General features: G+C 71.6%; 15 protein-coding genes, 1 tRNA gene and 1 pseudogene. 9 read left to right on the top strand and 8 right to left on the bottom strand.

Features of this window, described 5'->3' with window-relative positions; all coding sequences use genetic code 11:
* Positions 1-714: 714 nt before the first annotated feature.
* Positions 715-1,167, bottom strand: a pseudogene (locus SLP03_RS11190) (IS5 family transposase); the annotation flags it as partial.
* 20 nt (positions 1,168-1,187) lie between these two features.
* Between SLP03_RS11190 and SLP03_RS11195 the strand changes: the two are divergent.
* From SLP03_RS11195 to SLP03_RS11205, 3 genes are all read left to right on the top strand, one after another.
* Complete coding sequence (locus SLP03_RS11195; protein WP_319460485.1) at positions 1,188-1,403, top strand: hypothetical protein; 216 nt, start codon at positions 1,188-1,190, stop codon at positions 1,401-1,403.
* 302 nt (positions 1,404-1,705) lie between these two features.
* Positions 1,706-2,314 carry a DJ-1/PfpI family protein gene (locus tag SLP03_RS11200; protein ID WP_130333186.1) on the top strand — a complete coding sequence of 203 codons (609 nt, stop codon included), beginning with the start codon at positions 1,706-1,708 and terminating at the stop codon, positions 2,312-2,314.
* Between the two features lie 345 nt (positions 2,315-2,659).
* Entirely contained in the window at positions 2,660-2,923 is a 264-nt protein-coding gene (locus SLP03_RS11205) for a tyrosine-type recombinase/integrase (RefSeq protein ID WP_319460501.1), read from the top strand.
* Positions 2,924-2,979: 56 nt separating this feature from the next.
* Here the strand turns inward: SLP03_RS11205 and SLP03_RS11210 are convergent.
* Positions 2,980-3,056: transfer RNA gene (locus SLP03_RS11210), tRNA-Pro, on the bottom strand.
* Positions 3,057-3,141: 85 nt separating this feature from the next.
* A complete protein-coding gene (locus SLP03_RS11215) occupies positions 3,142-4,035 on the bottom strand; it encodes a metallophosphoesterase (protein ID WP_319460486.1) in 894 nt (297 codons plus the stop codon).
* A 25-nt stretch (positions 4,036-4,060) separates the two neighbouring features.
* Between SLP03_RS11215 and SLP03_RS11220 the strand changes: the two genes are divergently transcribed.
* Entirely contained in the window at positions 4,061-4,516 is a 456-nt protein-coding gene (locus SLP03_RS11220) for a GatB/YqeY domain-containing protein (protein ID WP_319460487.1), read from the top strand.
* 76 nt (positions 4,517-4,592) lie between these two features.
* On the opposite strand, the gene SLP03_RS11225 is transcribed toward SLP03_RS11220, so the two are convergent.
* On the bottom strand, positions 4,593-7,031 hold the full coding sequence (locus SLP03_RS11225) for a penicillin-binding protein (RefSeq protein ID WP_319460488.1): 2,439 nt from the start codon (positions 7,029-7,031) through the stop codon (positions 4,593-4,595).
* A 402-nt stretch (positions 7,032-7,433) separates the two neighbouring features.
* On the opposite strand from SLP03_RS11225, the gene SLP03_RS11230 reads away from it, so the two are divergent.
* The gene (locus SLP03_RS11230) at positions 7,434-7,754 is read left to right on the top strand and encodes a WhiB family transcriptional regulator (protein ID WP_319460489.1); all 321 of its coding nucleotides are present in this window, start codon (positions 7,434-7,436) and stop codon (positions 7,752-7,754) included.
* A gap of 9 nt (positions 7,755-7,763) precedes the next feature.
* Here SLP03_RS11230 and SLP03_RS11235 read toward each other — a convergent pair whose 3' ends face one another.
* Genes SLP03_RS11235 through SLP03_RS11245 form a run of 3 tightly spaced genes read right to left on the bottom strand, consistent with a single transcriptional unit; the run spans position 7,764 to position 10,560 of the window.
* A complete protein-coding gene (locus tag SLP03_RS11235) occupies positions 7,764-8,912 on the bottom strand; it encodes an ArsA family ATPase (protein ID WP_319460490.1) in 1,149 nt (382 codons plus the stop codon).
* A gap of 56 nt (positions 8,913-8,968) precedes the next feature.
* Positions 8,969-9,934, bottom strand: coding sequence for an ArsA-related P-loop ATPase (locus SLP03_RS11240; protein ID WP_319460491.1), 966 nt, complete (start codon positions 9,932-9,934; stop codon positions 8,969-8,971).
* A gap of 26 nt (positions 9,935-9,960) precedes the next feature.
* A complete protein-coding gene (locus SLP03_RS11245) occupies positions 9,961-10,560 on the bottom strand; it encodes a hypothetical protein (protein WP_319460492.1) in 600 nt (199 codons plus the stop codon).
* Positions 10,561-10,889: 329 nt separating this feature from the next.
* On the opposite strand from SLP03_RS11245, the gene SLP03_RS11250 reads away from it, so the two are divergent.
* The 4 genes from SLP03_RS11250 to SLP03_RS11265 all read left to right on the top strand — a co-directional run bounded on the left by SLP03_RS11250 (position 10,890) and on the right by SLP03_RS11265 (position 16,018).
* Positions 10,890-11,045 carry a DUF4177 domain-containing protein gene (locus tag SLP03_RS11250; protein ID WP_013736319.1) on the top strand — a complete coding sequence of 52 codons (156 nt, stop codon included), beginning with the start codon at positions 10,890-10,892 and terminating at the stop codon, positions 11,043-11,045.
* A complete protein-coding gene (locus SLP03_RS11255) occupies positions 11,042-11,503 on the top strand; it encodes a RidA family protein (RefSeq protein ID WP_319460493.1) in 462 nt (153 codons plus the stop codon). The genes SLP03_RS11250 and SLP03_RS11255 overlap by 4 nt, the downstream gene beginning before the upstream one ends.
* A 118-nt stretch (positions 11,504-11,621) precedes the next feature.
* The gene (locus SLP03_RS11260; RefSeq protein ID WP_319460494.1) at positions 11,622-12,458 is read left to right on the top strand and encodes an MBL fold metallo-hydrolase; all 837 of its coding nucleotides are present in this window, start codon (positions 11,622-11,624) and stop codon (positions 12,456-12,458) included.
* A complete protein-coding gene (locus SLP03_RS11265; RefSeq protein WP_319460495.1) occupies positions 12,455-16,018 on the top strand; it encodes an adenylate/guanylate cyclase domain-containing protein in 3,564 nt (1,187 codons plus the stop codon). Before SLP03_RS11260 ends, SLP03_RS11265 begins: the two co-directional genes overlap by 4 nt.
* A 154-nt stretch (positions 16,019-16,172) precedes the next feature.
* On the opposite strand, the gene SLP03_RS11270 is transcribed toward SLP03_RS11265, so the two are convergent.
* Complete coding sequence (locus SLP03_RS11270; RefSeq protein ID WP_319460496.1) at positions 16,173-17,207, bottom strand: IS110 family transposase; 1,035 nt, start codon at positions 17,205-17,207, stop codon at positions 16,173-16,175.
* Positions 17,208-17,564 lie beyond the last annotated feature (357 nt).

The following is a 17,564-nucleotide window of genomic DNA, read 5'->3' on the forward strand; positions in this document are numbered from 1 at the left end:
CCAGGTGAGAGACGATCTCACCTGGTCTTTTACCTCTGGTCGGGGTGGCCGGATTCGAACCGACGACCTCTTCGTCCCGAACGTGGTCACGGACTACCGGTGAACGTCATCCCTTGTCATCTGCTGACGTGTCGCGCAGGTTGCTGACGGTCCAGTGGTATCGCTGATCAGGGGCTGTCGACGCACTCGCTGCTTTCTTGCTGCCTTGCTGACCACCGGCTTCCGTAGGACCGGCGACTGCAAGATGATCTCTCCATGACGGTGTTCGCGTGCCTTCGTTGCAGAGCCGCCCTTACAAGGGACCTGGAGGAGGTGCAGCTCGCAGAGTTGCCCGAACCGGCTTCACCGTCTGATCTACGGCCCGGCGACCCCTGTCTAGCATGGGTGCCCCCGGGGAGGTTCGCTGTCGACGCCGACCCGTTCGGGCCGCCCCACGTGCCGAGCCCTACGCACGAGCGATTTCTAGTCTCCGCAGGGCCTCGAAACACTGTCCTGATCAATCCAGACGACCTGCTGGTCCGTCGCCTACATCCGGACCACAAGCGCCGGAACGGCTGCTGCGGCATGGACGGTTGCGATGGCCCCAACCTGGTGTGCAACTGCGGGGCAGAGGTCGCGACCGAATCGTCGGACTGCTGGACAGCTCAGGTTGTGCGGTTGCAGCCGCTCGCCGTGGTTCGGACCGTCGGAGCGGACTAGGGCCTGTCCTGTCGATCATGGAAGCCAGATGACGGCGGCGATGAGGACGAGGCTGGCCCGGTAGAGGGATGCGCGTTTGGCGTATCTGGTGGCCAGGTCACGCCACTGCTTGAGTCGGTTGAAGCAGCGTTCCACGACGTTGCGCTTCTTGTAGACGACCCGGTCGAATGCTGGTGGTCGCCCGCCGGCGCTCCCCTTGGCGGCCCGGCGGGCAACCTGGTCCGAGCGTTCAGGGATGACGTGTCGGATACCGCGTTGCCGCAGCGCCCGCCGGGTGGAGTCGTGCGCGTAACCCTTGTCCGCGATCAGCACCTCGGGGCGCTTGCGGGGCCGGCCGGGACCGGGTTCGTTGACCCGGATCGCGTCGAGCAGGGCCAGGAGCTGCGGGTTGTCGCCGGCTTGACCCGGGGTGAGCAGGATCGACAGCGGCCGGCCACGTCCGTCGACGGCGAGGTGGATCTTCCTACTGGAACGGGGCATGGGGCCGCATGGCCCGGCGGGACATCTGGCTGGTCTCCGACGGTCGGCTCTGGCGGGTGCGTGGCCGTCTCGGCGGTGACGGAGGAAAGGAGGTGTCCTACGAGTTCCGAGACGAAGCATCCGCCCGGTCGATGGTCGACCGGATGATGAAGACCTCGGCCGGCACCTGGCGGGATCTCACTGAGGCGGTCCGGCAGGCGTCCAACCGCCGACAGACCCACTAGTGTTGAGTGCCTGAAGTCTTTTTGCGGTTGGCCTTGGTGATCTGGTCGGCGGTTGCTGTACTTCGCTGCTGTACCGCACTCACTTTTCAGACGAGTCCAGCCTCGCCTTCGGCCCTACCGAATCGGCGAGGATACGGTCCAGGTCCAGCCTCGACGTCGCCATCTCGGCCATCAACCGGTCCAGGCTCGACTTCGGCAACTGCAGCACTGTGTGATGAGCCACCGATCGCCAATTGGTCCGCGACCTGGGCACAGCGCGCCTGGGAAACTGCACCTCCAGTGGCGTACGTTGAGGAGATGCCATGCAGGTAGCCGTGGTCACCTTTGATGGATTCAATGAGCTCGACAGCTTCATCGCCTCCGCGCTGATCAACCGGTGCCGAAAGGACGGCTTGGAGGCCTTCATCACGACGCCGACGCCGGTGGTCACGTCCATGAACGGCGTCGAGGTGACCGGGCAGCGCCCGGTGGAGTTCGTGACCGAAGCCGACGTCGTGCTGATCGGTAGCGGGGTGAAGGCGCGAGACGTAGTCGCCGACGACCGGCTGATCTCCAGGCTGCTGCTCGACCCCTCGCGACAGTTGATCGGTGCGCAGTGCTCCGGCGCGCTGGTGCTCGCCCGGCTCGGGCTGCTGGATGGCATGCCCGCCTGCACGGACATGAAGAGCCGGCCCTTTGTCGAAGCCTGCGACGTCACTGTGCTGGACGCGCCGTTCCACGCCGAGGGGAACATCGCCACGGCGGGCGGCTGCCTGGCGTCACAGTATCTCGCCACGTGGGTGATCACCCGGATGCTCGGGGAGGACGCCGCGCGCGACGTCATCGGCTATGTGGCTCCGGTCGGCGAAAACCAGGAGACTGTCGAGCGCGCCATGCGTGCCGTTCACGCGGGCGAGGTTGCACTGCGCTGACGCCCCGCGAATCAGCCCTCTGGGCAAATCGCCAAGTAGGCTCGGCGGGCGGGGTCATCGAGAGCAAGTTTGCCCACGCGATCAACGGAGCGGCCTTGGTGGTGCGCACCGTGTCCGACGACGGACGCCCGCCGGCGCATCTGGGGGTGACGCACTGGTAGGCCCGGCTGTTGGCCGAGCAGCTACGCCGCGAAGGCCAGCCGGTCAGCTTCGCCACCGTGTCACGCGTCTGGCGCAAGTGGGGCCTGCAACCGGCGGCCAACCTCTACGTTGGCAGCCTGGCTGGATCGCGCTGCCCAGTCGATCAGCTTCGCCGCCACGTGGGGAAGAGTCTTGGACGTGTCGATGGTGATGTCGGCACCAGGGACTGCCTCCGTCTCTTCCCATGCCCTAAGCCGTTCCGCCGCGTCGCCGGTCTTCCTTGATCTTCGGCACTCGTACGCGACGTTGCTCGTCTCCGACGGCGTGCCCATCAACGACGTGGCGAAGGTGATGGGGCACGAGCAGACGTCGACAACCCTGGACCGCTACACGGACTCGACACGTGACCGGGATCGTAAGGTGCTCGCGTCGTTTGCTGCCTTCTCGCTGCCTCCGACAGAGCAGTGATCGCCGGAAATGAATCAAGGCCCCTCCGTGGAGGGGCCTTGACCTGCTGTTACCTCTGGTCGGGGTGGCCGGATTCGAACCGACGACCTCTTCGTCCCGAACGAAGCGCGCTACCAAGCTGCGCCACACCCCGAGGCGTGCCGACAAATAGTAGCCCACCCGGTCCGATGGTCAAACCCGGTACCCCCCACCCCCGGACCGGGGCTTCCCGGACCTGTTCAGCGGGGGATCAGGGTGAGGATGCTGGCCTCCGGCGGGCAGGCGAAGCGCACCGGCGCGGTCGGGTGGGTGCCGAGCCCGGCGGAGACGTGCAGCCAGGAGTCCGAGCCGGGCCAGCGGTGCAGGCCGCGGGCCATCGCGCGGGGCAACCCGCAGTTGGTCACCAGCGCGCCGTAGCCCGGTACGCAGACCTGGCCGCCGTGGGTGTGTCCGGCGAGCAGCAGCCCGAAGCCGTCCGCGGCCATCTGGTCGAGGACGGCCGGTTCGGGGGAGTGCGCCAGGGCGATGGCCAGCTCGGCCGCGGCGGACGCCGGACCGGCCACTGCGGCGTAGTCGTCCCGTTCGATGTGCGGGTCGTCGACGCCGACCAGCTCGACCTCCCGGCCGCCGGCCTTGAGGGTGGTCCGGGCGTTGTTCAGGTCCGCCCAGCCGGCGCCGGTGAAGACGTCCCGCAGCTCCTCGTACGGCAGCGCCGCGCCCTCGGTGTACTCCCGGTCGGGTAGGAAGTAGGTGAACGGGTTCTTCCAGACCGGCCCGGTGTAGTCGTTCGAGCCAAAGACGAACGCGCCGGGGAAGTCGAGCAGCGGCTGCAGGGCCCGCAGCACGCCGGGGACGGCGTCGGGGTGGGCCATGTTGTCCCCGGTCACCACGGCCAGGTCGGGGTCGAGGGCGGCCAGCGAGGCCACCCAGTCCTGCTTGCGCCGCTGGCCGGGCGTCATGTGCAGGTCCGACAGGTGCAGCACGCGCAGCGGCTCGGCGTCGGCCGGGAGCACCGGCACGTCGTACCTGCGGAGGGTGAACATGTTGCGTTCGACGAGTGACGCGTACGCCAGGGTGGCCGTGCCCGCGGCGACGGTCCCGGCGGCAAGCCGGAATAGTGTGCGCTTTCGCATGGTGTTCAGGGTAGTTTGACCGTCCATGAGCACGCTGAAGGACCGCCTCACCGCAGACATGCGCGCCGCCCTCAAGGCGCGCGACGAGCTGACCACCTCCACGCTGCGGATGGCCCTCGCGGCCGTCGGCAATGCCGAGGTCGCCGGCAAGGCCAAGCGCGAGCTCACCGACGACGAGGTGCTCGTGGTGCTGACCAAGGAGGCGAAGAAGCGGCGCGAGGCCGCCACCGCCTTCGCCGACGCCGGCCGCGCCGAGCAGGCCACCAAGGAGACCGCCGAGGGCCACGTGCTGGAGCGGTACCTCCCGAAGCAGCTCTCCGACGACGAGCTGGCCGAGCTGGTCGCGGGGGCGCTCGCCGCGGGCGGCTTCACCGGCAAGGCGCAGATGGGCCCGGCCATGAAGGCGGCCCAGGCCGCGGTGGCCGGCCAGGCCGAGGGCGGGCGGGTCGCCGCCGAGGTACGCCGACAGCTCGGCCTCTGACCGTCCCGGCTCTCGCCGGGCGTACGACAAACGGGCGGGCACCCCACCAGGGGTGCCCGCCCGTCCGTGTCACGGGTCAGCCGCGTGGTTTCGGGGGGCGGCCGTTGTTGGGCGGCGGCGGGACCACCCCGCCAGGCGGGGGGTCGCCGGGTTTGGCGGCGCCACCGGCGCTGACCTCAATGCTCACCACGCCGCCCTTGATGGTGCGGCCGTCCGGGCTGGTGCCAGCGGCGGTGTCCTTCGGGCAGCTCGACGCGACCTTGCTGGTGGAGACGACGGGCTCGAACCCGGCGCCGCGCAGCCGCGACGTGGCGGCATCGATCGGCTGGCACGTCACGTCGGGGATGGCGCGCTGGTCACCCTCGATGATCTTCCCGCCGGGCGGGGTGAACTCCTTGCGGTCCTTGCCCTTCATCGCGTCGCGCAGCGTCTCGTACACCGCCGGGTTGATGCCGTTCGGGACGTCGTGGCCCATCTTCTGGTTGGTCTGCGGCCAGTCCGGGTCGGCCATGATGCCGGCGACCGCGTACTGCTTGGTCATCGCGACCAGGGCGGAGGTCTTCTCCGAGTCGGTGGTGCCGGACTTGCCGGCCACCGGCGCGCCGACGATCCGGCGGACGTTGCCCGCGGTGGCGGTCTTGCACTTGGACGTCGTGGAGTGGTCACCCACCGGGCAGCGGGCCGCGTCCACGGCCGCGCGGGCCACCTCGGGGCTGATCCGCTGCTCGCAGTGCGGGTTGGCGATGTCCAGCTTGTTGCCGTCCGGGCCGCGGATCTCCTCGACCGGGATCGGCTCGCAGAACTTGCCGTCCGCCGCCAGGGTGGCGTACGCGTTGGCCAGCTCCAGCGGCGTGGTCTGCGAGACGCCGAGGCTGAACGCGCCCCACTGGTGGGCGGCGTCCTTGTTCGAGGCGAACTTGGCGTCGCTCGGCGCCCGGAAGGTGATGCCGAGCTTCTGCGCGGCCTTCACCACGTTCTCCGCACCGACCTGCTGCTGCAGCGGGATGAAGAAGGTGTTCACCGAGAAGCCGAAGCCGCTCCACATGTTGTGCACGCCGACCATCTTCGGGTTGGCGTTCACCGGGCAGTAGAAGTGCGTGCCCGGGCAGGCGGCCGGGGAGTTCTGCTCGACGATGTACTCGGACTTGAAGACCTTCTCCGCGTTGATGGTGTAGCTGAGCGGTAACCCCTTCTCCAAGGCGGCCACCAGGGTAAAGATCTTGAAGGTCGAGCCGGCCTGGTACCCGGTGATGCCGGGCCCGCCGGTGACCAGCGGGTTGACCGTGTTCGGATAGTTGCCCCGGATCTTCTTCTTGGCCTTCACCGGGTCGCTGGAGAGAGCGTTCTGCGGGTGCTTCGGGTCGTCGATCTTGAAGTTCCGGTTCACCGCGATCGCCCGCACCCGGCCGGTGCCCGGCTCGATCGCCGCCACCATCCGGGCCGCCTTGCTGTTCTCCTTCAGGTGGTTGCGGACGGCCCTGTCGGCGCCCTTCTGCGCCTGCACGTCGAGCGTGGTGGTGATGGTGTAGCCGCCGCTCTTCAGCCGGCGCTCCCGGTCGTACGAGGTCGAGCCGAACGTCTCCTGCTGCATCCACCAGCGGTAGAAGTAGTCGCAGAAGAAGCCCCAGGTCCGCTGGTTGGTGTCGATGCAGCCGTTCGGGGTGCGCTTGTCGTTGACCTTCAGCGTGATCGCCTTGGCCTGGTCGGCCTCCGCCTGGTTGATCGCCCCGATGTCGACCATGTTCTGGATGACGTAGTCCCGCCGGGCCACCGCCTCCGGGTAACCGGCCCTGGTGGTCGGGTCGAACGCGGTCGGCGCCTTGACCATGCCGGCGAGCATGGCCGACTGCTGGATGTCGAGCTTGCTCGGCAGCTTGCCGAAGTAGACCTGGCTGGCCGCGAAGATGCCGTACGCGCCGTTGCCGAAGGCCGCGATGTTCAGGTAGCGCTCCAGGATCTCGTCCTTGGAGAGCTCCTTGTCGATCTGGAGCGCGTACTTCATCTCGCGCAGCTTGCGGGCGCTGGTGTCCTCGGTCGCGGCGACCACGTCGGCCGGGTGCGTCGCCGAGTACGCGATGGCCAGCCGGACGTACTGCATGGTCAGCGTCGACGCGCCCTGCCGGGAGTTGCCGCCGGAGCTGTTGTTGACGAACGCCCGGGCGACACCGTTGAGGTCGACGCCGTTGTGCTTGTAGAAGTCGTGGTCCTCGGCCGCGATGATCGCCTTCTGCATCAAGGGCGAGATGTCCTTGAGCTTGACGTCCTTGCGGTTCTCGTCGTACATCGTGGCGAGCGGCGTCCTGCCGTCCGAGGCGAGCAGGTAGCTGATCTGTGGCGCCCGGGCCACCGTCAGCTCGCTGGGCAGTCCGCCGAAGGTCTCGGAGCCGGCCTTGGCGGCCAGCCCGGACATCGCCACTGCGGGGAAGGCCGCCGCCGCGACCACCACGCCGGCCAGTAGGCCACAGATCAGTAGCGATGCGGCGTTGGTGAAGACATTGTGGTCACGTTTCCGCATCCAGGTCACCTCGACAGGGTACGCGAGTAGGGAACGAGGGGCGCCGGGGCGTTCTTTCCCCATTTCCTGCGCGCGCCGACCTCGTTGTGCTAAACGCACGAACCCCGGTGTGCGGTTGCGTGAACCTGGCGACGAGTCTCCTCCGAACGGAGAAGCCGCGCAGCGTTTTCACCGACCCGGGCCGGGTAGACGGCGGGCGAGGGCCCGGGAAGCCGGGAGTGTCCGGAATGATGGATTTCGCCGACAACGTTGCGTAATCAGGCGACTACAGAGCATGATGGTGGCGGCGACAGAGCCACACGTCGTCCGTGCCTCCTTGGGGAAGGACGGGCCGGACGGCCGGGGGGAATCGACGGCTGGTCGCACGAGGTCGGTAGGTACTGCAAGGGGGGACGTGTACACATGGGCATGATCACTGACTGGCCGTCGCTGGCGGCATGTCAGAACGGGGACCCGGACGCGTTGTTCGTACAGGGCGCCGAACAGAACGTGGCGAAGAGGATCTGCCGGAGCTGCCCAGTTCGGTACGAGTGCCTGGCCGACGCACTCGACAACCGGATCGAGTTCGGGGTGTGGGGCGGCATGACCGAGCGCGAACGCCGGGCGCTGCTGCGCCGTCACCCGCAGGTGACGAGCTGGCGAAAGATGTTCGAGGCGGCCATGAAGAAGAACGCCAAGGACAAGGCCGGCAAGGACAAGATCCTGGTCACCGCCGCCGGCTGACCGCAGGCCTCACGGCTGGCTCATCGCCGCGCCGATCGTCCGCAGCCCGTCGACGTCGTGCACGTCGGCGGGCTGCGCCGTCACCGACACCGCCGGCACCGCCGGGAACGCCTCCGTGAACTGGGCCGCCACCCGCTGCTCGCGTACCGCCTGCCGGGCCAGCGCGGCGTGGGCCCGCAGCACGCCGACAGTGCCCTCGTGGCCACCCAGCTCGGCCAGCCGCTCCGCGGCGGCCAGGCTCTCCGCCGCGCCCAGCGACGCCACGGCCGGTCGGTGCACCCGGTTCAGCACCAGGCCGGCCAGCGGCATCCGCTCCTCCCGCAGCCGCCCCGCGAAGTAGGCGGCCTCCCGGACCGCGTCCGGCTCGGGCGCCGCCACCAGCAGGAACGCCGTCTCCCGCGCCTGCAGGATCCGGTACGTCTGCTCGGCCCGCTGCCGGAAGCCGCCGAACGTCGAATCCAGCCCGGCGACGAAGCCGGAGAGGTCGGTGAGCAGCTGCGCGCCGATCACCTTCTGCACGATCTTCGAGAACATCCCGAAGCTGGCGGTCACAAGGCTGAACATGCTCCGCCCCCCGCTGCGCGCCGGGGCCAGCAGCAGCCGCAGCATCCGCCCGTCGAGGAAGCGGGAGAGCCGGGCCGGGGCGTCGAGGAAGTCCAGCGCCGAGCGGGACGGCGGGGTGTCCACCACGATCAGGTCCCACTCGCCCCGGGCGTGCAGCTGGCCGAGCTTCTCCATCGCCATGTACTCCTGCGTGCCGGCGAAGGTCGAGCTCATCGCCTGGTAGAACGGGTTGGCGAAGATCTCCGCCGCCTTCGCCGGGTCGGTGTGCTGGAGCACCACGTCGTCGAAGGTGCGCTTCATGTCCAGCATCATGGCGTGCAGCTCACCACCGCTGGCCTCGACGTCGATGCCCTTGACGTGGCGGGGCGTGTTGTCCAGCTCGGTCAGGCCGAGCGACTGGGCCAGCCGCCGGGCCGGGTCGATGGTGAGCACGACCGTCCGCCGGCCGTGTCGCTCGGCCGCCCGCAGCGCCAGCGCCGCCGCCGTGGTCGTCTTGCCAACTCCGCCCGCCCCGCAGCAGACCACGATCCGTACGCCCGGGTCGGCGAGGATCTGGTCGACGTCCAGCGGTGGCGCCGCGGCTTCGGAAGGCACCGATCGAGCGTATCGGGCCAGGGGTGTCTCTGCTCCGTGCCGGCCGCTGGTGTGAGTCAATCCGCCCGGACGAGCCCCCTGGCCAGGGTCTCCAACGCGGCCCGGTCCACCCCGCCGGGCAGCAGCGGCAGTTCGCTGAGCGGCAGGCCCAGCTCCACCAGCTCGGCCCGGAGCGAGTCCTCCAGCTCCCGGCGTACCTGCTGGTCCCGGGCCTCCCCGGCCAGCCCGGCCACGGTGTCCCGGTCGGCGGGCAGGCCGGCGGCGATCAGGCCCCGCTTCAGCTCGGCCTGGCTCAGCGCCCGCCCCGCCGGCACCGGCGGCCGGGCGCCGTTGACGATCACCCGACCGACCGGGAAGCCGAGCTGGGTCAGCTCGGTGATCGCGTCCACCGTCTCCTGGACCGGCATCTCCTCGAGCAGCGTCACCACGTGCACCGCGGTGATCGGGGAGCGCAGCAGCGCGGAGACCCCGTCGCTCTGGGTCTTGATCGGGCCCATCTTCGCGAGCCGGGCGGTCTCCGCGGTGACGTTGAGGAACCGGCCGATCCGCCCGGTCGGCGGCGCGTCCAGCACCACCGCGTCGTACGTCCGGCGCTGGCCGCTGGTGCGGGTGGTCGCCTCCTTCACCTTGCCGGTGAGCAGCACGTCCCGCAGGCCCGGCGCGATGGTGGTGGCGAAGTCGATGGCGCCGAGCTTGCGCAGCACCCGGCCGGCCGCGCCGAGCTTGTAGAACATGTCCAGGTACTCGAGCAGGGCCTCCTCGGCGTCCACCGCCAGGGCCCGCACCTCGCCGCCGCCGGGGGCGTCGGCCAGGTGCCGCTCCTCGTAGGGCAGCGGGTCGGTGCCGAAGAGCTGGGCGATGCCCTGCCGCCCCTCCACCTCGACCAGCAGCGTGCGCCGGCCGCCGCCCGCCAGGCCGAGGGCCAGCGCCGCGGCCACGCTGGTCTTGCCCGTGCCGCCCTTGCCGGTCACCACGTGAAGGCGGGCCGGCCAGGTGTCGGACCGCTGCTCAGCTGCTCGCACCCGTCGAGCCTATCCAGCCGCCCGGCTCAGGCGACTTCGCAGACCCACCAACCCGTCTTGCGCACCACGGTGAAGCGCAGGTCCTGGTCGGCCACCTTCTCGTCGGACGTGGTCATGGTGACCTTGGTGGTGACGGTGGCCCGGTCGCCGGTCTGGTTGTCCACCTTCGGGGTGGTCCACCGGAAGCGTGGGTTCTGGTACTCCGCGGCGTACTTCCGCACCTCGGCGACCTTGCTGGCGATCTTCTCGCCGTCCCGGGAGGCCGAGCAGACGAAGGTCGCGGCCTTCTTGGCGTCCCGGTCCTTGTAGACGGCGGTGAGGAAGCCGTCCACGGCCACCGCCGGCTCCTTGGCGCCCTGGCCGTCCTCGGTGTCGCGGAGGGTCAGGAACGCGGCCGTGCCGCCCCCGCCGCAGAGCAGGATGGCCGCGGCCAGCACGATCGACGCGATCAGCAGGCCGCGTCGCTTCTTCGGCGCGGCCGGGCTCTGGTAGGCCGGGTAGCCGCCGGGCGGCGGGGGGAACGCGCCGGGGGCCGGGGCGGTGGCCGGCACGGGCCCGGCCGACGGCTCCTCGCGGGACGGGCCGTCGGGCGAGCCGGTAGCGCCACCGATGGGCGGTTGGGTCATGTCTTTCCCCCGGGGTGCGGCGCCCTTCGCCGCCCAGGGCGACGGACGCGTGATCGAGCGTGGCGGGCGAGCGTGGGTCGCCCGTCCGACGGGAAGGGTAGCGGTCGATGGGCGACTTGCCAGCCCCGCATAGGGCGGTAGGAAGGTGGACGCCGGCGAGACGACGGTCTCCACCGCCGACGACCAGGACAACCGGCGCCGGGTCTTCTGCGAGGGGCCCTGCGGTGAGCTGTCGGTGACGCCCGAGCAGCGTCCTGCGCCCAGGTCGTCGTCCGGACCGTAGTCTGTGCCTGGAAAGTGTCCATGCCAGGTAAGGGAGTCTTCACCCGATGCAGAAGTGGGAATACGCCACGGTCCCGCTGCTGGTCCACGCGACCAAGCAGATCCTCGACAACTGGGGCGAGGACGGTTGGGAACTGGTCTCCGTGGTTCCCGGCCCGAACCCGGAGCAGCTCGTCGCCTACCTGAAGCGGCCCAAGGCATGAGCAACGGACCGCACGCGAAGCTCGCGGAACTCGGTCTGGCCCTGCCCGAGGTGGTGCCGCCGGTGGCCAGCTACGTGCCGGCCGTCCAGTCTGGGCAGCACGTCTACGTCTCCGGCCAACTGCCGATGGCGGAGGGCAAGCTGCTCGCCACCGGCAAGGTCGGCGCCGGCGTCTCCGCCGAACAGGCGAAGGACCTTGCCGAGCGGTGCGCGCTGAACGCCATGGCCGCGATCGACTCACTGGTCGGCCTGGAGAACGTCGTCAAGATCGTCAAGCTGACCGGCTTCGTCGCGAGCGCGGCCGGCTTCACCGGCCAGCCCGGCGTGATCAACGGCGCCTCCGACCTCTTCGGCGCGGTCTTCGGCGAGGCCGGCCGGCACGCCCGCAGCGCGGTGGGCGTCGCCGAGCTCCCCCTCGACGCCCCCGTCGAGGTCGAGGTCATCGTCGAGGTCGCCTGACGCTCCGTACCCGCGATCTTGCACGTGGTGCCCCGACGAAAGCCCTGAACGGGCACGAATCAGGGGCCGAAACTGCAAGATCGCGGGGACTGGCGAGCGGAGTCGTACGATCGCAGCCATGGGCGGGCATGTGACGGGGGCGACGGGGGCACTCGCCGACGAGCTGCCCGGCTGGGTGACGCTGCTACGGGCGCCGAACCCGGGACCGATGACGCTCGACGGCACCAACACCTGGGTGCTGCGGGCGGCCCCCGGTGCCCCGGCCGTGGTGGTCGACCCCGGGCCGGCCGACGAGGAGCACCTGGCGGCGATCGCCGGGCACGGGCCGGTCGGATCCGTGCTGATCACCCACGGGCACCCGGACCACACCGACGGCGCACCGCGGCTGGCCGAGCTGCTCGGCGGCGTCCACGTGCTCGCCGCCGACCCGGCGCACACCATCGGCGGTGAACCGCTGACCACGTCCGGCGAGCACGTCGGCGGGTTCGGTCTGAAGATCCGGCTGCTCCCGACCCCGGGCCACACCGGGGACTCGGTCTGCTTCCTCGTCGAGCACGACGACGAGCGGGTGGTCCTCACCGGCGACACCATCCTGGGGCGGGGCACCACCGTGGTCGCCCACCCGGACGGCCACCTCGGTGACTACCTGACCAGCCTGGAGCTGCTCTCGACGTACCGGGGGATCCCGGCGCTGCCCGGCCACGGCCCGGCGCTGGCCGACTGCGGCGCCGCCGCCGACTTCTACCTCGCCCACCGGCGGGCCCGGCTCGACCAGGTCCGGGCCGCCGTCGCCGACGGCGCCACCAGCGCGCCGGAGGTGGTCGCCCGGGTCTACGCGGACGTGGACCGGTCGCTCTGGTGGGCCGCCGAATGGTCGGTCCGGGCCCAGTTGGAGTACCTCGGGCTCGACCCCGGGGAATCCGGCGCCGGGGGTGCGGAGTTGGAGCAGCCGTGACCTGTCCGGTGTGTGGAACCGTCGCCGTACCCGGCGCCCGGTTCTGCCACAACTGCGGGGCCGCGCTGCCGGCCGCCGCCATGCTCCCCGCCGCCGAGCGGCGGGTGGTCACCGTGCTCTTCGGCGACCTCTCCAGCTTCACCTCCTGGTCCGAGGACCTCGACCCGGAACGGGTCGGCGCGGTCACCGACCGGGTGCTCGCCGCGCTCGCCGGCGCGGTCAAGACCTTCGGCGGGCACGTCGACAAGCTCACCGGCGACGGGATCATGGCGGTCTTCGGCGCGCCGGTCGCCCACGAGGACGACGCCGAACGCGCGGTCCGGGCCGCCCTGTCCATGCAGCGGGCGGTCCGTCGGGTGCTCGACGACGAGCGCGGCGGCGGCGCGCCGCTCGGCCTGCGGGTCGGCCTCAACACCGGCGACGTGATCGCCGGCATCCAGGCCGCGATCGAGTACACGGTCATCGGCGACACGGTGAACACCGCCGCCCGGCTCGCCGACGCCGCCGCCGTCGGCGCGGTCTACGCCGGGGCCCGCACCTCCAGCGCCACCCGGCACGTCGCCTCCTGGCGGGCGCTGCGGCCGCTGCGGCTCAAGGGCAAGCGCGAGCCGGTCGAGGCGCACGAGCTGCTGGGTCTGCTGGACGCGCCGGGCACCCGGTCCGGCCTGGGCGACGAGGCGCCGTTCGTGGGCCGGGAGACCGAGATCGGCCGGGTCGCCGGCCGGCTCGCCGAGGTGATCGACCGGGGCGAGCCGCGGGTGCTGCTGATGACGGCCGAGGCGGGCATCGGCAAGTCCCGGTTCGCCGCCGAGGTCGAACGCCTCGCCGCCGGGTACGACGTCGGCGCCAACCGGTACGCCGCGCACACCGGTGCCCGGGTGCTCTCCGTACGCTGTGCCGCCTTCGGCGAACGACGCCGGCTCGCCCCCCTCGCCGACCTGGTCCGGGCCGCCGTCGGCCTGCCCAGCGACGCGGCCACCGCGCTCACCCGCCCGGCGGTGGAGGAGCGGCTGCGCCGGCTCGGCCAGCGGCTCGCCCGGCTCCCCGGCGACCCGCCCCCGATCGTCACCGACCAGCTGCTCGCCCTGCTCGGGTACGCCGAGCTGCCCGCCGCCGCCGAGAACGGCGAGTGGAACGCCGCCTCCCCGCCGGCGGACGCCGAGGCGGTGCCGAACGCGGTCGCCGCGCTGCTCAGCGGGCTCGCCGTCGAGGCGCCGCTGGTGATCGTGGTGGACGACCTGCACGACGCCACGCCCGAGACCATCAAGGCGCTCGCGCTGACCCTCAACCGGCTCAGCGGCCCGGTGCTGGTGCTGCTGCTCGGCCGCCCTGAGCTGGTGCGTACCGCCGGGGCGCTGACCCGGGTCGCGGACGCCGAGGTGCACGCGCTGCCCGCGCTGCGGGGCGCCGACGCCGCCCGGCTGCTGACCAGCTACCTCAGCGGCGGGAAGCTGCCGCCGACCGACGCGGACCGGCTGCTCGCCACCGCCCAGGGCAACCCGTTCTATCTGGCCGAGCTGGTCACCCTGCTCCGCGAGCGCGGCGCCCTGACCGCGGGCGCGGACGCCGGCTGGCGGCTGGCCCCCGGTTCGCTGGGCAGCCGACTGCTCTCCCGGGACCTGGCCGCGGTGCTCGCGGCGCGCATCGACGCCCTGCCGGCGGACGCCCGCTCGGTGCTGCGGGACGCGGCGGTGGTCGGCGACACCGTGCCGGCCGCCGCCCTGGATGCGCTCCGCGAGCAGCGCGCCGGGCGGGACGGCCGGCCGGCGGCGGTGGTCGCGGTCGAGCGGGACCGGGCCGTGGAGGAGCTGCTGCAACGCCGCATGCTGCACCGCATCCGCACCGGCTACGCGTTCGCGACGCCGCTGATGCGGGAGGCCGCGTACGCCGGGGTGAGCAAGGCGGAGCTGGCCGAGCGGCACGCCGCGCTGGTCCACTGGGCCGTCCCCGCAACCACCGACGGTGTCACGCCGCCGAGCGGCTTCACCGAGGCCGCCCGGGACGACTTCGTCGCCGAGCACGTCGAGCGGGCCGCCGCGCTCGCCGACGCGGTGAAGCTCCGTCCGGACGCGCCGGCCCGCGCGGTCGTCCCGCTCGGCGTGGCCGCGCTGGGCCGGGCCGCCCGCCGGTCGCTGCAGGCCGGTGAGCCGGCCCTCGCCATCGAGTACGCCGAACGCGCCGCCGAGCTGGCCCGGGACGGCGTACCGCTGGCCGACCGGGTGGTGCACGCCCGGGCACTGCTCCAGATCGGCCGCCCGGCCGACGCGCTCGCCTACGCCGAGAAGATCGCCGCCAACGCCGGGGACGCGGCGACCCGGACCAGCGCGCTGCTGCTCGCCGGGCAGGCCCACCAGACCCTCGGCGACCAGGACCGGGCGGTCAGCTGCTGGCAGGAGGCGCTGCAGGTGGCCACCGCGGGCGAGTTGCCCACGCAGCGCGCCTCGGCGATGCGCAGGCTCGGGATGGCCGACTTCATCGCCGGCCGGCTGAGCCAGGCGAGCAGCCGGCTCGCCGCGTCCTACCAGGTCAGCCTCTCCGCCAAGGATCCGCGCGGGCAGGCCTGGTCGCTGCAGAACCTGGCCTGGGTGACCACCACCCGGGGCGACTTCGCCGGCACCGACGCGGTGCTCGGCCGGGCCGCCCGGCTCTTCGCCGAGCTGAAGGACCCGTACGGGCGGGCCTGGCTGCGGGGCACCACCGCGTTCGCCCGGCTCCTCGCCGGGCGGCTGAAGGAGGCCTGCCGGATGGCGCGGGTCTTCCTCCCGTTCGGGGAGCGGGTCGGTGAGGCGTGGGCGGTCGGCACGCTGCGCGCCGTCGAGGCGTACGCCACCGCCGAGCTTGGTGAGCTGGCCGAGGCGGACCGGGCGGCGCGGCAGGCGTACCGGGAGTTCGCCGAGGTCTCCGACGACTGGGGGCAGGGCTTCGCCCTGGTCGTCCGGGGGGTGGTGGCGCGCGGGTTGGGCGAACCGGAGCATGCGGCCGACCTGCTCGGCGACGCCCTCGAATACGCCGAACGGACCTCGCACCCGCTGCTCACCGGGATGGCCGGCACGCTGCGCGGCTTCGTGGCGCTGGACATGGGCGACTGGGAGACCGCCGAGCGGGCTGCCCGGTCGGTGCTGACCACGGTCGAGCCGCACAACCCGCAGGCGCCCGCGCAGGTGGCGCCCCGGGTGCTGCTCGCGGTGGCCCGGCTGGCCGCCGGTGATCCGGCCACCGCGGTGGGGCTGCTCGCCCCGGTCGCCACCACCGCCGCGAACAGCCCGTCGCTGCTCTTCTCCCGCCGCCAGACGATGGCCCGGTACGCCTCCGCGCTGCTCGCCCACGGCCAGCGGGAGCAGGCGCTGGACTGGGCGCAACGGGCGGTGGTCGCCCCTGCGGAGGACGTCCGCAGCCAGGTCATCGCCGCAATGGTGCTGGCCGAGGCGCTGGCCGCCTGCGGTCACCCGGTCGAGGCGCTGGCCAGCGCCGACGAGGCGGTACGCCTGGCGTACGCCACCGAGCAGCGCAGCGAACGCCCCGCCGCCGACGCCCTCCGCGCCCGCCTCGCCGCCGCCTGACAGTGAGGATGTAGGGGTGGGGTCACCCGGTCTGGTCTGACTCACCGCCTGACCGACGATGTTGTCCTGCTGAGGATCCGTCGACCGGTTCCGGGTGGCCCCGTTCCTGCACGTCACTGGCAGGGGCGTCGTGACCTTATAGCGCCTCTGTGTGTCAAGTCGTCATGGCGAATCGGCGTTTCTGATCTTTCTGGATGTGGCGGTAGATGACGTTCGCGAGGCGTCGTTTCAGGGCGCGGCGCGCTTCGGCGGGGGTCTTGCCCTCGCTGATTTTGCGCAGGTAGTAGACGCGTCCCGGGCCAGGGTCGCGGGCCTGGCAGACGGCGATGGTGTGCAGCGCGGAGTTGAGTTGGCGGTTGCCGCCGGTGTTGAGCCGGTGCCGGTTGCGGTTGCCGCTGGAGGCGTCCAGCGGCGATGTGCCGGTGTAGCTGGCGAAGTGATCGGCGGTGGGGAATCGGGTGACGTCACCGACGTGGCCGAGGATCTTCGCGGACAGGACGACCGCGATGCCGTGGACCTCGGACAGGGTGCTGCCGGTCGCGGCGACCGCGTCGCGCTGCGCCACCTCGTTGGCCTTGAGCTGACGGTCGACGCGGCGAAGGTCAGCCAGGAGGTCGCGTGCCAGGTCGCGGCGGCACGCGGCGGTGGCGGTCTGCGGCCGGGTTGTCCGGAGCAGGACGGCGGCCTTGTCCGCGGACAACCCGACGGGAGCGCCGCCGGGGATGAGGTCGCGCAGCAGCCCGTGAAGCCGGTTGAGGATGCGGGTGCGTTCGTGGGCCAGGTCGTCGCGGCGTTCGGCCAACAACCGCAGGATGCTGCTCTGGTCCTCCGCCGTGACCTGACGCAGACGCCGGTGGCGCAGGGCGACGTGGGCGACGCTGACTGCGTCGGCGGCGTCGGTCTTGCGGCCGCCGCCCGTATCCAGCAGTCGTGCTCGGGCGGCGAGGGTGGCGGGCACGTCGAGAACGGTCTCGCCGGCGGCGGCCAGTTGTTGGGCGATGCCGCGGCCGAGGCCGTTGGCGCCTTCGACGGCGAAGCGCCGTTGGGGCCACCGATCCGTCCATTTGGTCAGCTGGCCGAAGGTGCCGGCGTTGACGGTGAAGCGTCGGGCGGCCAACTGTTGGCCGGTGGCGTCGACGGCGACGGCGGTGAGAGAGGACTTGTGCGGATCGATTCCGATCGTGATCACGGGGCGGTCTCCACGGCAATGGGGTGATGGAGGTTCGCCGTGGTGGGCACCCTGACTTGAAGATCGATCGCATGCCTCTGTCGAGCCACGCCACGGCCGGGCGCCGGCCGGCTCGGCACGCTATCAGTGAGCCAACCCAGTTAGGTGGCAAGGAGCCTGCGAACCTGCGCCGACCGGCGCCCTGACGCTACGGGCTGCAGACCCAAGCGCCTGCCCCCAGTAGACAAGTCAGGAGCCTGTGCAAGAGGCCCCGCCACTGTCCTGTCCGCCCGTCCCAGCGGTGCGTGCCGACCCTGTTCGGTGCAAGCGAAAGGGACGACGGTTCCAGCATGACAGCCAAGAAGCGCAAGGTCACCG

The sequence above is a fragment of the Micromonospora sp. RTP1Z1 genome, assembly GCF_033804685.1.
In the GTDB taxonomy this organism is placed as follows: domain Bacteria; phylum Actinomycetota; class Actinomycetes; order Mycobacteriales; family Micromonosporaceae; genus Micromonospora.

Excerpts from the sequence above, each read along its gene's own strand:
- SLP03_RS11220 (WP_319460487.1), top strand. The coding sequence starts at position 4,061 with ATGAGCACGCTGAAGGACCGCCTCACCGCAGACATGCGCGCCGCCCTC.
- SLP03_RS11200 (WP_130333186.1), top strand. The coding sequence starts at position 1,706 with ATGCAGGTAGCCGTGGTCACCTTTGATGGATTCAATGAGCTCGACAGC.
- SLP03_RS11250 (WP_013736319.1), top strand. The coding sequence starts at position 10,890 with ATGCAGAAGTGGGAATACGCCACGGTCCCGCTGCTGGTCCACGCGACC.
- SLP03_RS11255 (WP_319460493.1), top strand. The coding sequence starts at position 11,042 with ATGAGCAACGGACCGCACGCGAAGCTCGCGGAACTCGGTCTGGCCCTG.
- SLP03_RS11260 (WP_319460494.1), top strand. The coding sequence starts at position 11,622 with ATGGGCGGGCATGTGACGGGGGCGACGGGGGCACTCGCCGACGAGCTG.
- SLP03_RS11245 (WP_319460492.1), bottom strand. The coding sequence starts at position 10,560 with ATGACCCAACCGCCCATCGGTGGCGCTACCGGCTCGCCCGACGGCCCG.
- SLP03_RS11215 (WP_319460486.1), bottom strand. The coding sequence starts at position 4,035 with ATGCGAAAGCGCACACTATTCCGGCTTGCCGCCGGGACCGTCGCCGCG.
- SLP03_RS11230 (WP_319460489.1), top strand. The coding sequence starts at position 7,434 with ATGGGCATGATCACTGACTGGCCGTCGCTGGCGGCATGTCAGAACGGG.
- SLP03_RS11205 (WP_319460501.1), top strand. The coding sequence starts at position 2,660 with ATGGTGATGTCGGCACCAGGGACTGCCTCCGTCTCTTCCCATGCCCTA.
- SLP03_RS11225 (WP_319460488.1), bottom strand. The coding sequence starts at position 7,031 with ATGCGGAAACGTGACCACAATGTCTTCACCAACGCCGCATCGCTACTG.
- SLP03_RS11195 (WP_319460485.1), top strand. The coding sequence starts at position 1,188 with ATGGCCCGGCGGGACATCTGGCTGGTCTCCGACGGTCGGCTCTGGCGG.